Here is a 12,518-nt window from a genome sequence, read left to right as displayed (position 1 = left end):
GGTTCAGCCCTCCGTGATCGAGGACCGCGGGTCGACGGTCACGAGGATGAGATCGACGAGAAGGTTCACGCCGAGGATGATGAGGGCGTACACGATGACGAGCCCCTGCACGATCGGGTAGTCCTTGGCCCCGACCGCGGGCACCATGACCCCGCCCATGCCGGGGATCGCGAAGACGGTCTCGATGAGGACCGTGCCGGCGATCATCCCGCTCAGCAGCAGACCGCTCACCGTGAGCGAGGCGGTGATGATGTTCGGCAGCGCGTGACGCAGATAAACGAGGTGGCCGGGCAGGCGCTTCGCACGGGCGGTGGTCATGTATGTGGCACCGAGCACGCCCGACATCTCCACCTGCACGATGCGGGCCAGGTACGCCATGGGGCCGAGAGCGAGCGCCAGCACGGGGAGAACGGCATCCTGGGGCGTACCCCACCCGGCCGCGGGCAGCCATCTCAGCTGCACCGCGAAGAGGGCGATCAGCCCGACGGCCAGCAGGAAGCCGGGGACCGCGATGAGCATGCCGAGGACTCCCGAGACCGCGGCGTCGGCCACCTTCCGGCCGGGACGCTGGAGGGCGACGGCCGCGCCGATGCCGAGCGGCACCGCGGCGAACAGGGCGACGAGGAAGCTCAGCACGCCGAGGGTGACGGTCGCCGGGAAACGCTGCCCGATCGTCTCGGCGACCGAGCGACCGGTGCGGATCGACTCGCCGAAGTCGCCGCGCAGGAGGTTCGCCACGTAGTCGAGGAACTGCACCGGGATCGGCTTGTCGAGACCGAGCTCGGCGCGGGTCGCGGCGACGAGCTCGGGCGAGGCCTGGATGCCGAGGGCCGCCCGCACGGGGTCGCCCGGCACGAGATGCACGAGGAAGAACGAGGCGACGACCACCACGACGAGCGAGACGAGGAGGCGGCCGAGACGGCGCAGGAGAAAGGTCACCCGGGGCGACAGCCGCGGGGCGGGCGCGCGCCCCTCCGCCCGCACCGCGAGGGCCGCGGTGGGGGCGCCGGCCAGGTCGGCGACGGCGGGCGGAGGGGTCGCGGTCATGTCAGCCCTGCATCCGGATCGAGGTCGGGTTGAGGAAGTTCGGCTGCTCGAAGGTCGCGCCGCTCATGTAGTTCGGCAGGATGTTGTCGATCACCGGGAAGGTGTCGAAGCGGTCGATCAGTTCCTTCTCGGCCTGCTGCCAGAGTCCGCACGCGGCATCCGGCGCCGCGGTCTTCGCCTGAGCGGCGAGGGCGTTGTACTCCGGGTTGTCGACGAACATGAAATTCAGACCGCCCTGATCGGGGGTCGCTCCCCCGAAGAACAGGTCGAGCACGACGGGGCTGCCCGGGGCGATCTGCACCCAGCCCGTGTCCCAATCGAAGCTCGTGTAGAGCTGGTCCGACCACGCTGCGGCGTCGTTGGCCGACAGTTCGGTGACGACGCCGAGCTTGTCCCAGGTCTCCTTGACGAGCTCCGCGGCGGGGGCGTGCGAAGCGGTCGGCGCGTCGTAGATGAACTTCACCGTCAACGGTTGGCCGTTCTTCTGGCGGATGCCGTCGGAACCGAGGGTCCAGCCGGCCTCGTCGAGCAGGTCCGCGGCGCGATCGAGGTCGGTCGCCGGCAGAGACCAGCCGGGCGGGTCCTGCACGCACAGCAGGGGCGTCTTCATGACGAGACCGCTGGAGGGCAGTCCCGTCGCCCCGGCGATGACCGGTCCGACCTCGTCGCGGTTGATCGCGGTCGACAGCGCCTCACGCACGAGCGGGTCGGAGAACGGTCGCCCCTCCCGCTCGTTGAAGAGGATCTGTCCGACGGGGTTGCGCACACCCGTGTACTCGATGCCCGCACCCTCGAGACGGTCCTGGTCGGGACCGGTGACCACACCGGTGTTCAGCTCGCCGGAGAGCAGGAGGTTGGTGACGGTGCTCTGGTCGGACACGATGCGGGCCTCGATCGTGTCCGGGAGGCCCTCGGTGTCGCCGGTGACCCCGTAGGGGCCCCAGGTGTACCCGTCGCGCTTGGTGAAGACGTAGGCGTCGCCCGGTCGGGCTTCGCTGAGCTGGAACAGACCGGTGCCGTCGGTGGTGTCGGACAGCGAGGCGATGTCGGCGAGGCCCGCATCGCAGACCATCATGATCGAGCCGAGGTTGACCGCCAGGAACGGGTCGTTGACGGTGCTGGTGACCGTGACGACGTTGCCCTCGGCGGTGACGGAGACGGCCTCGGTGATGACCGTGCCGTACGAGAAGGTCGCGTTCGCCGGGTCGGCGTTGTAGTTGAGGTTGTCGGCGACGGTCTGCCCGGTGAACGGCGAGCCGTCAGCGCAGGTGATGCCGTCTTTCAGGGTGAAGGTGGCGGAGGTGCCCTCGTCGGTCCAGCTCTCGGCCAGCCAGGGCTCGTACCCGCCGTCGGGAGTGACGTAGATGAGCGACTCGTAGGCGATCGTGACCACGTCGAACGTGTCGGGAGAGACCGTCTTCATGGGGTCGAGGTCGCCCGGGTCGTCGCTGATCGCTTTGACGAACGTGCCGCCCGAGACGACCGAGCCCCCACCTCCCCCGTTGTCGGACGGCGCGGCGCACGACGCCAGTGTCAGTGCGAGGAGGGCGGCCCCGGCGGCCGCCGGGACGAGGGTGCTGCGTTTCATGGCCTTGCTCCTTGATTCGGGTGAAGCGTCAGTGGTGCCAGACGTGGTGCTCGAGGGGTGGTGCGGGCGGGTGGTGCGGGCGTGTCAGCGCGCGGGGATGGGCGCGGCGAGGTGGCTCAGGGGGCCGGCGGCTTTCACCGACACCTTGAGAGTGGGACGGGCCGTGTACGACAGCGACGTCTCGAGGACGTCGACGATCTCGACCGCGAGGGGATCGGCCCCCGCCTGGATGGCCTTGGCGATCGCCGCTTCCGAGGCGGCCGCGATCGCGGCATCCCGGTCGTCGGCGTCGGAGATCTGCTCGGCACGGCCTCCCGCGAGGGAGATGGCCGCACCGACCGCGTTGGCGACGTCGGCCCGGTCGGGACGCAGGACGTCGCCGGCACCCGGCAGGTCGTCGGGGACGAGGAGGGCGCCACCGCCCACGACGACGAGGGGGAGGTCGACCCGGCCGAGCGACAGGCGCTCGACGGCCTCCTCGATGCGCTCGTGAGCGTGGGCGAGGGCGCGGCTCAGCAGGTCGCGCTGCCCCGACGACAGCGTCGGCAGCGAGCGGCCCGGGATGCCGTGGCCGGCCGCTGCGGCGGCATCGGTCAGTGTGGCGGTGGAGCCGCCGAAGAGCAGCCCCTCCTCGGCGATGCGGTAGCCGACCGAGCGGGGGCCGACGGCACCGGTGCGCGGGTCGATGACCGTGCCGCCGCCGATACCGAGGCTGAGGATGTCGGGCATGCGGAAGTTCGTGCGCACGCCGCCGATGTCGCGGGGCAGCGTGGACTCGCGGGGGAAGCCGTCGACGAGCACGCCGAGGTCGCTCGTGGTGCCGCCGACGTCGACCACGATGGCGTTCTGCGCGCCGGAGAGGAACGCCGCGCCTCGGATCGAGTTCGCCGGTCCGGAGCCGATGGTCAGCACGGGGTAGCGCACGGCGTAGTCGAGCGACATGAGTGTGCCGTCGTTCTGCGCGAAGAACGTCGCGACGTCGAGGCCCTCCTCCGCGACGACGTCGACGAGCGCGCGTGTGACGTCGCTCGCCACGCCGCGCAGGGCAGCGTTCAGCACGGTGGCGTTCTCTCGCTCGAGGAGTCCGTCGGGACCGATGTCCTGGCTGAGGAACACCGGGACCGCCTCGCCGAGGTGGTCGTGCACGAGCTGCTCGACCTCACGCTCCTGCTCGGGGGAGGACGGGCTGAAGATGCCGCAGACGGCGACACTGTCAAAACCGCCGCCCAGACCGTCGAGGAAGCGACGGATGCCGTCGCGATCGAGCGGGGAGATGGGCGTGCCGTCGACCATGTGCCCGCCGCCGAGCATGGCCGCACCGGCCAGGACCTGGTCGCTGAGGTCGTCGGGCCATCCCGTGAGCGGCGGCCACTCGGTCGCGGCCGGCGCGCCGAGGCGCACGAGCGCGACCCGGTCGAGTCCGCGTCGCGCGACGATCGCGTTGGTGGCGTGGGTCGTGCCGAGCATCACGCGCGACACGCGGTCGCGGTCGTCGCCGAGCTGCGAGAGCACCGCGGCGATCCCCGCCCGGATGCCGCCGATGACGTCGGCCGTCGTGGGCTGCTTGGTCCAGGCGATGACCGAGCCGGTGGCATCCACCACGACCGCGTCGGTGTTCGTGCCACCGACGTCCACGCCGATGGACAGGTCGCGAACGGCGCTCATCGCGCATCCTTCCGCTCGAAGGGGACGTAGGGCAGGTCGTAGCCGAAGGCGCGGGGGCCGGCGAGCTCGAGGCCCCGCTCGGTGCGCCACAGCGGGTCGCACGCCCACGCGAGCACCGACACGCGCTGGCCGTACCGGAGCATCTCGGTGGAGATCGCGTGGCCCGTCTCGAGGTCGACGACGGTGATGAGATCGGGCACCGTGGCCAGCACTTCGCCGTCTTCCAGGACGACGAGGTTTTCGTTGCGCAGCTCGACGCGCTGCAGACGCCCGCGGTCGTCGCCGATGCCGGCGATCGTGATGGAGCCGCGGACGAAGCCGCCCTCGGTGCGCCGGGAGACGTCGACGATCTTGCCGGTGATCAACACGTCGGCGTCGAGCTCCGCGGCGACCGCCGTCACCGGGTCGGTGGCCTCGAGGAGCGCGTGACCGACGCGGATCGCGGTGCTGATCGTGCCCGGGATGACGGCCCCCGGGGCCGTTTCGGCGGTGAGCAGGTAGTGCGCGCCGAGGCAGATGCCGCCGGCGGCGACGGTGACCGCGCGGGCGTGCCGCTCGAGCCAACCCAGGTCGACGGTGCGCAGCGTGACGACGTTTCCGACGACGTCGCTCAGCACGGCGAAGTCGCACGGCACTCCGGCGACATTCGTGGAGATCATGGTCGCCTCGGGAAACGCGCGGCCCATGCCATCGGCATCCAAAAGTGCAACGCCGAGGCGGGCGGCCCAGCCGGCCGGGGAGACGCCGTTGCTGCCGCCGATTTCAGCGGGCATGATCGCGGTGATCCTGCGCCCCGCGACGCGCTCGGCCTCGTGCAGGAGCGTCTCGATCTGCTGCACCGACGAGAGCATCTCGATTCCGACGGTGGGAGCGCCGATGCCGCTCATCATGATGACCGCGTCGTCCGGCCCGAGGTCGTCGACCGAGAGCAGCCGCACCGGGCCGTGCTCGCGGATCGCGCGTTCGGTGGTGAGCTGCGAGGTGTAGACCGCCCCTCCGCCGCCGGTGCCGAAGATCGCGGCCCCCGCGGCGAGGGCGGCGATGTCGTCGGCGGTGACGTGCTCGGGGGCGCGGACCGCGGTCGGCGGGACGAGGGACGGGGATGCCATGACACGACCCTAGGCAGCACTCGGGCGACCGACAATGTGGTGGGGCGACAGGGAATCGGCGTACATTGTGCTTGTGGCACAGCTCACCACCTCGGACCTCCTCTCCCAGGCTGAACGTCTCGGCGTCGCTCTCGCCGCGGGCCCCCGCGGCGGCGCCGTGATCGAGCGCGTCGACGTCGCCGCGCTGTCGGAGCTGCCCTCCCTCCCGGCGGGGACGCTCGCCGTCGTCGCGGGAGACGATCCGCCCGCCTCGTACCTCGTCGACGTGGCCCTCCGGCAGGCGAGCGCGCGGGGTCTCGCCGGCCTGGTGATGCCGGCCGGCTTCGCGCCCGCCGAGACCGCGAGCGTGCTCGCCGAACGCGGGGGCGTGCCCGTGCTCGTGTCGCTCGCGGCGCGAGCCCCCGACCTCGCGGTCACGATTGACCGCGTCATCAGCGGCGGCGCCGCGGAGTCGATGACGCGCGCGGCGTTCGCGGTCGAGAAGGCGACGGCCGCCGCGTCCGCCGGCGCATCCGACGCCGTGGCCGCGATCCTCGATGCCGCCGGCACCGCGCTCGGAGTGAGGGTCCGCGTGCAGGACGACCCCTCGACGTCGTGGACCGACGCCGACGCCGTCTTCGCCGGCGAGGTGCCCATCGGACGGCTCGTCGCGGAGACCTCGGACCCCGCGGCGACGGTGGCCCTCCCCGTCGTCGCCTCCCTCGTGTCGCGGGCCATGCAGCGGCACCTGCAGGATCGCTTCGCCCCCAACCAGTCCCGCGCCGACCTCATCGTCGAGCTGATCCTCGCCGAGGCCGGTCGTGTCGACGGCTTCGTCGCGCCCGCCGCGCGCCTCGGCCTGCCCCTGCAGTTGTCGCATGCGGTGGCCTGGATGCGGCCGCAGCACCGCGTCGACACGGGGCTGCGCGCGCCGCGCTTCGTGGAGGCGGCCCTGGAGCTGTTCACGCTGCAGCTCATCGAGGACCGCGACGAGCTCTGGCACATCGCGTTCCTCCAGGACGACGTCATCCTCGTCAGCAGCGAGGACCACGGCGCCGGCGATCATCAACGACGCCTCCGCGACGTCATCGTGCGCGTGCAGGAGCAGGCGCGCCGGCTGGCGGGCGACGACTGGACGTACACGGTGGGCCTCGGAACGCCTCAGACGGGTGCCGCAGGGCTCCGGCAGACGGCCGCCGAGGCGCGCGTCGCCGCCGACTCGGCGATCGCGGCCGGACGACTGGATGCCATCGAGCTCACCGACGTGACGGGGCTGCGGCGTCTGCTGCTCGACTTCTACGCCTCCCCGGTCAGCCGCAACCTGCTCGACGACCTGCTGCATCCGCTCGACGCGCTCGGCGCGGAGCGATCGGCCACCGCCGTGCGCACCCTGCTGTCGTACCTCGGCAACCGCAACTCGCTGGCCCAGGCCGGACGCGAGTTGAACCTCCATCCGAACGCCGTGGGCTACCGCATCCGCCGCGTGCGCGAACTACTCGACGTCGACCTCGACGACCCCGACACCCGCTTCGCCGTCGAACTGGCGTGCCGTGTGCGGCTCATCGGGTCAGGACGCTGAGGTCCTCGCACGCGAGGTGTGCCCGGGGCACAGATCGACCCCTCGATCCTGTGCCCTGGAGACGATGAGCCGGGATCGGGCTCCGGGTAGCGTCGGAGGCATGCTCTCCACCGATTTCCGCGCGCTCGGACTCGAGGAGATCCGCGGCACGCTGGGCGAACCCGAGGGGCCCTCGCTGCAGAAGATCACCGATCGCCTCGACGAGAACTGCCTGCGCTTCCTCGCCCACTCCCCCTTCGCCACGCTCGCCACGGCCGACCGCGACGGACGGTGCGACAACTCGCCGCGAGGCGACTACCCGGGCTTCGTGCGGGCGATCGACGACCGGACGGTCGCGATCCCCGATCGCCTCGGCAACAAGATCGCCGACTCGATGCGCAACATCGTCGACAACGGCCACGCCGCCCTGCTGTGCTTCGTGCCCGGCATGAGCGAGACGTTGCGCATCAACGGCGCCGCGATCGTCACCGACGACCCGACGCTGCTGCGCACGCTCGAGCAGGACCACACGGTGCCGGACCTCGCGATCGTGCTGCGCATCGAGCAGGTGTACCTGCACTGCGGTCGCGCGCTGCTGCGCGGCGGTCTATGGGACGCCGACATGCAGGACCTTGCGACCCAGGTACCGAGCTCGGGCCAGATCTGGGCGAGTACCTCGGGCTGGGATGCCGCGGTCGGCGACGTCATCGACGACGCCATGACCGGCGCCTACCAGGCGCTGTACTGACGTGCGCACCCGAGAGGGGCTGATGCCCCTGGTGGTCCGGGAGATCACCCGGGAGACGCCCGACATCGTCAGCATCCGGATGCAGAACGCCGACGGCTCCCCCCTGCCGGCGTGGCAGCCGGGAGCGCACGTCGACGTGCAGCTCATCACCCGGCACGAGCGCCAGTACTCGCTGTGCGGCGACCCGGCGGACACCGCGTCGTACCGCATCGCCGTGCGCCGCGAGGAGCTCTCCCGGGGCGGCTCGCACTACATCCACGCGTTCCTCCGCGACGGCAGCACGGTCTGGGTGCGGCCGCCGCGCAACCTCTTCGAGCTCGGCGAGGCCCCGGCGTACCTTCTGCTGGCCGCCGGGATCGGGGTGACGCCGATCCTCGCGATGGGGCGGCACCTGGCATCCACCGGTGCGGACTGGCGCATGGTCGTGGCCGTCCGCGAACGCGACGGGGTCGCGTTCGCCGACGAGATCGCCGCCCTGGGCGAACGCGCGCGCGTGCACGTCAGCGGCGAGCACGGCCGCCTCGACCTCGCCGCGGTCCTCGGCGCGATCGCCCCCGGCACCGACGTGTACGCCTGTGGTCCCGCGGGGTTCACCGACGCGTTGCTCGCCCTCGCCCCGACGCTGCCCGAGGGATCCGGCATCCACCTCGAACGGTTCGAGCCGCGGAAACGGGAGTTCGGCCCGAGCGAGCCCTTCACCGCGACCGCCGCCCGCTCGGGCGTCACCGTCGAGGTGCCCGCGACCCGGTCGCTGCGCGAGACGTTGCAGGGGGCGGGGGTCGCGGTGAGCGGGTCGTGCCTGCGCGGCGTGTGCGGGTCGTGCGCGATCCCGGTGCTCGACGGCGCGGTGGAGCACCGCGACTCGCTCACCGTCGACGACGACGCCCGCGTGATCTACACGTGCGTGTCGCGTGCGCGGGCGGGCTCGTCGCTGGTGCTCGACGTCTGAGGGCGACGCGTTCCGCCCCGCCCGGCCTCGCCCGCCGCGCTGTTCGCGCCACGCCGTCCGCGCCGCACCGTGAGCGCCTCGCCGAGCGCCGATAAACGCCGTTCCTGCCGAGACACGCCGCGACACCGCGTGTCTCCGCCCAGACGGCGTTTATCGCCCCCATCCCGTCGCACCCCCGCGCTACCGCCGCGCCGCCCCGCCGCGCCGCGCGCGACGCCCCGCTCAGCGCCGATAAACGCCGTTCCTGCCGAGACACGCCGCGACACCGCGTGTCTCGACAGCGGGAGCGTTTCTCGCCGCCGCCGCGCCGCGCACCTCTGCCCCGCCGCCGCGCCTTCCCCGCGCGGACGCCGCCTCACACCGCCCGGTGCGTGAACCGCCCGCCGAGCAGGGTCGCAGCGACCGGCATGCTGCGCAGAGCATCGCGATCGCAGGAAGAGGGGTCCGCGTCGACCACGACCAGGTCGGCCGGCTGCCCCACCGCCGTCTTCGTCCGACTGCTCGCGGCGAGCGCGACGTCGAGCGGCAGGCGTTGTTCGGGATGCCATGCGTCGCGGTCCCCGCGACTGCGCGCCGTCGCCGCGGCGATCGCGTGCCACGGGTCGAGAGGGGCGACGGGGGCGTCGGAGCCGAGGCGCAACTCGGCTCCCGAACGATGGAGCGATCCGAACGCGAAAGCCCGCCCCGTGCGACCGGCCCAGTGCAGGTCGGCGATATCGCGGTCGTCCATGGCGTGCTCCGGCTGCACGCTCGCGACCAGTCCCGCCCTACGGAACCGCGCGAAGTCCGCATCGCGCACGAGCTGGGCATGCTCGATGATGCCCGGCATCCCGAGTTCCTCGAACACCTCGATCACCTCGGTGTTCGCGCGGTCGCCGATCGCGTGGACGGCGGGCAGGATGCCACCCTCTCCCGCGCGCACGAGCAACCGGCGCAGTTCCTCGACGGGGACGCTCTGCACCCCGCACCCGTGCTCGGCGTGTGGGTCGGCTCCGGGGTAGGGGTCCCAGCACCAGGCGGTGCGGGTGTTCAGCGAGCCGTCGGAGACGATCTTGAGCCGGCCCATGGTCACGAGGCCGTCCGCGTCGAGGTCGTCGCCGGTGCGCAGCCCCGCGGCGAGGGCCTCCTCGAGCCGGTCGGGCCACACCGAGGCGTCGACGCGGAGGGAACGCACCCCGGCGGCGACCCGTTCGGGCCACTCGCGGACGTTCGGCACGTTCTCGTAGTCGACGATCCCGACGATCCCGCGACGCGCCGCCGCCTCCGCGACCTCGCCGTATGCCTCGACCGGAATGGATGCCGCTTGCTGGAAGCGCTGCAGCGCGGCGATCCACTCGAACTCGGCGACGACGCCGCTGTCGTCCGGCCTGAGGCCGAGCCGCTCGGCGCCGCGGGAGTTCATCCACCCGGCGTGGAGGTCGCCACTGACGAGTACCACGGGGTCGTCGGGGAACGCCTCGTCGAGGGCGCGCAGCGAGGTCGGCGTCGTCCACAGCCCGTCGCGGTAGCCGTAGCCGACGAGAACGCCGTCGGTGCGCGGCGCTCCCGCGTGCAGCGCCCGGCGTACGGCATTCACGACCTCGTCGGGACCGTTCGTGCCGCCGACGTCGACGCGGCGGCTGGAGATGACCCACTGCGTGAAGTGCACGTGGGCGTCCCACAGGCCGGGGCCGACGAAGCGGCCGTCGAGGTCGACGACCTCGCCCGCGGCCGGCACCGCGCCCGTCGGGGCGATCGTCTCGACGAGACCGTCGCGCACGACGACGTCGACGGGCTCGCCGCCCCCGTACGGCCGGACCGAGCGCAGAGTGAGCGTGCTCACAGTGCCGGCACCGGGGAGCCGACGAGCCCGAACAGATCCTTGGGATCGTCGGGGGCGGCCACGAGGTCGATCTCGAGCGCGAGCTCGGTGCCCGCGACGCTGTCGCGCAGGAACCGCAGCGCCGAGAAGTCCTCGATCGCGAAGCCGACCGAGTCGAAGATTGTCACCTGATCATCGGCGGTGCGACCGGGTCGCCGGCCGGAGAGCACCTCCCAGAACTCGGTCACGGGGAAGTCCGCGGCGACGCGCTGGATCTCGCCCTCGATTCGCGTCTGCGGCGTGTACTCGACGAACACGGGCCCGCGCGAGAGGATCGCCGGGTCGAGCTCGGTCTTGCCGGGGCAGTCGCCGCCGATCGCGTTGATGTGCATTCCGGATGCCACATCGGCGTCGCTCAGCACGGTCGCCGCCGCTTTGTCGGCGGTGCAGGTCGTCACGATGTCGGCGCCGCGGGCGGCATCCGACGCGGAGTCGCACACCACGATGTCGAAGCCGAGCGGGGCGAGGTTGCGCACGAGCTTGGCCGTGGCGGCGGGATCGACGTCGTAGACCCGCAAGCGGTCGACGCCGAGGATTCCGCGGAAGGCCAGGGCCTGGAACTCGGCCTGACTGCCCGCACCGATCATGGCCATCGTTGACGCGTCGGCGCGGGCGAGACGGCGCGCGACCATCGCCGAGGTCGCCGCGGTGCGTAGTGCCGTGAGAAGCGTCATCTCCGACAGGAACACCGGGTAGCCGTTGTGCACGTCGGCGAGCACGCCGAACGCGGTCACGGTCTGATACCCGCGGCCGGGATTGAACGGGTGCCCGTTCACGTACTTGAACGCGTACGTGTCGGGGTCGCTGATGGGCATGAGCTCGATCACGCCGAAGGGCGTGTGGCTGGCCATGCGTTCGACCTTGTCGAACGACGGCCACCGGCGGTAGTCCGCCTCCAGGTAGGCGACCATGTCGGTCATGAGTCGCTCAGCGCCGTGCGTGGCGACCCATCGCACCATGGCGTCCACGCCAACGAATCCGGTCATCGTCTGTTCTGTTCCTCTCGGGGGCGGATGGCATCCATGCGGTCAGCCAGGGCCGGGTTGGCGTAGGGGCCGGGGGCGCGCAGCGCCGCGATCACGCGGTCGACGACGGCATCCGGCTTGTCCTGACTGAGTTTCTGCTTCGCCTCGACGCGGGTCACGGGCAGGCGGAAGCCGACCGTTCCGTGCACGATGCGCTCGGCGTACGCCGTGTTCTCGAGGCTGTGGTGCATCAGGAAGGGGTTCGGCAGTGGCGCCTCGAACCGCGTCACGAGCCGATCGAGCACGGCGAGGTTCTCGTCGTCGCTCAGGATCTCGGGGATGCCGTACAGGTGCGCCACGACGAAGTTCCACGTGGGCACGGCGGGCGAGGAATCGTACCAGCTCGGCGAGACGTACCCGCTGGGTCCCGACACGATCACCAGGACCTCGTGGGCGCCGAGCTCGTGCAGCGCCTCGTCGGGGCGGCCGACGTGGCTCACGAGGGCGAGGCCGTCGGCGGTGGCGTCGACGAGCACCGGGTAGTGGGATGCCACGAGCCCGCGCCCCGGGATGTGGCTGACGAGCGTGGCCCAGGGGTTCTCGTCCACGAGCGCGCGGACCGCGTCGAGGTCGTCGAGGGCGTAGTCGGCGTTGTGCCTCATGCCGCCGCCTCCCCGCGCGGCGGGCCGAAGACGAGCACGAGCTCGGCCGGCTCGGCGGAGGCGTTGCGCACGCCGTGCCGCAGACCGGCCGGGGCGTACGCCGCGTCCCCCGCCGCGAGCACGCGCTCGTCGCCGTCCGTCGAGAACACGACCTCGCCGCGCGTCACGATGTACATCTCGTCGCTGCTCTCGGCCGAACAGCTGTCCGCCGCCCCGGTCAGATGCCGGTGCTCGCCCTCGGACGCACCGGGGGCCAGGTGGTAGAGCATCACGTGGGCGCCGAGGGCCGTGGTATCCGCGAAGTACCACTCGATGCCGACCCGACCCTCCCCCTCGTACAGGCTCCAGTCGTGGTGTCCGTCGCCGCGTCGTTGTATTTGCATGCCG

The 12,518-nt window shown here is 71.9% G+C and carries 11 protein-coding genes; 3 read left to right on the top strand and 8 right to left on the bottom strand.

Features of this window, described 5'->3' with window-relative positions; translation table 11 throughout:
- Positions 1-3 precede the first annotated feature (3 nt).
- From RWH45_RS08975 to RWH45_RS08960, 4 genes are all read right to left on the bottom strand, one after another.
- Positions 4-1,047: an ABC transporter permease gene (locus tag RWH45_RS08975; protein WP_315994530.1), complete on the bottom strand. Its 1,044-nt coding sequence runs from the start codon at positions 1,045-1,047 to the stop codon at positions 4-6.
- Position 1,048: 1 nt separating this feature from the next.
- On the bottom strand, positions 1,049-2,635 hold the full coding sequence (locus RWH45_RS08970; protein WP_315994529.1) for an ABC transporter substrate-binding protein: 1,587 nt from the start codon (positions 2,633-2,635) through the stop codon (positions 1,049-1,051).
- Positions 2,636-2,719: 84 nt separating this feature from the next.
- The gene (locus tag RWH45_RS08965; protein ID WP_315994528.1) at positions 2,720-4,300 is read right to left on the bottom strand and encodes a hydantoinase/oxoprolinase N-terminal domain-containing protein; all 1,581 of its coding nucleotides are present in this window, start codon (positions 4,298-4,300) and stop codon (positions 2,720-2,722) included.
- On the bottom strand, positions 4,297-5,409 hold the full coding sequence (locus RWH45_RS08960) for an S-methyl thiohydantoin desulfurase family protein (RefSeq protein ID WP_315994527.1): 1,113 nt from the start codon (positions 5,407-5,409) through the stop codon (positions 4,297-4,299). The genes RWH45_RS08965 and RWH45_RS08960 overlap by 4 nt, the downstream gene beginning before the upstream one ends.
- Before the next feature lie 73 nt (positions 5,410-5,482).
- Here RWH45_RS08960 and RWH45_RS08955 point away from each other — a divergent pair, with 73 nt between their 5' ends.
- From RWH45_RS08955 to RWH45_RS08945, 3 genes are all read left to right on the top strand, one after another.
- A complete protein-coding gene (locus RWH45_RS08955) occupies positions 5,483-6,967 on the top strand; it encodes a PucR family transcriptional regulator (protein WP_315994526.1) in 1,485 nt (494 codons plus the stop codon).
- A 100-nt stretch (positions 6,968-7,067) separates the two neighbouring features.
- Positions 7,068-7,694: an MSMEG_1061 family FMN-dependent PPOX-type flavoprotein gene (locus tag RWH45_RS08950; RefSeq protein WP_315994525.1), complete on the top strand. Its 627-nt coding sequence runs from the start codon at positions 7,068-7,070 to the stop codon at positions 7,692-7,694.
- Between the two features lie 22 nt (positions 7,695-7,716).
- The gene (locus tag RWH45_RS08945) at positions 7,717-8,643 is read left to right on the top strand and encodes a PDR/VanB family oxidoreductase (protein WP_315994524.1); all 927 of its coding nucleotides are present in this window, start codon (positions 7,717-7,719) and stop codon (positions 8,641-8,643) included.
- Between the two features lie 355 nt (positions 8,644-8,998).
- On the opposite strand, the gene RWH45_RS08940 is transcribed toward RWH45_RS08945, so the two are convergent.
- The 4 genes from RWH45_RS08940 to RWH45_RS08925 are packed head-to-tail and all read right to left on the bottom strand — an operon-like array spanning position 8,999 to position 12,514.
- Positions 8,999-10,465 (bottom strand): amidohydrolase, encoded by a 1,467-nt coding sequence (locus tag RWH45_RS08940; protein WP_315994523.1) that lies wholly within the window; start codon positions 10,463-10,465, stop codon positions 8,999-9,001.
- A complete protein-coding gene (ocd, locus tag RWH45_RS08935) occupies positions 10,462-11,490 on the bottom strand; it encodes an ornithine cyclodeaminase (RefSeq protein WP_315994522.1) in 1,029 nt (342 codons plus the stop codon). Before ocd ends, RWH45_RS08940 begins: the two co-directional genes overlap by 4 nt.
- Positions 11,487-12,131 carry an FMN-binding negative transcriptional regulator gene (locus tag RWH45_RS08930; RefSeq protein WP_315994521.1) on the bottom strand — a complete coding sequence of 215 codons (645 nt, stop codon included), beginning with the start codon at positions 12,129-12,131 and terminating at the stop codon, positions 11,487-11,489. Before RWH45_RS08930 ends, ocd begins: the two co-directional genes overlap by 4 nt.
- On the bottom strand, positions 12,128-12,514 hold the full coding sequence (locus RWH45_RS08925; RefSeq protein ID WP_315994520.1) for a cupin domain-containing protein: 387 nt from the start codon (positions 12,512-12,514) through the stop codon (positions 12,128-12,130). The genes RWH45_RS08930 and RWH45_RS08925 overlap by 4 nt, the downstream gene beginning before the upstream one ends.
- Positions 12,515-12,518: the final 4 nt, after the last annotated feature.

The organism is Microbacterium galbum, assembly GCF_032464915.1.
Classification (GTDB): domain Bacteria; phylum Actinomycetota; class Actinomycetes; order Actinomycetales; family Microbacteriaceae; genus Microbacterium; species Microbacterium galbum.
Note: the sequence above shows the minus strand (reverse complement) of the source record. Positions and strands in the feature narration are given on the sequence as shown.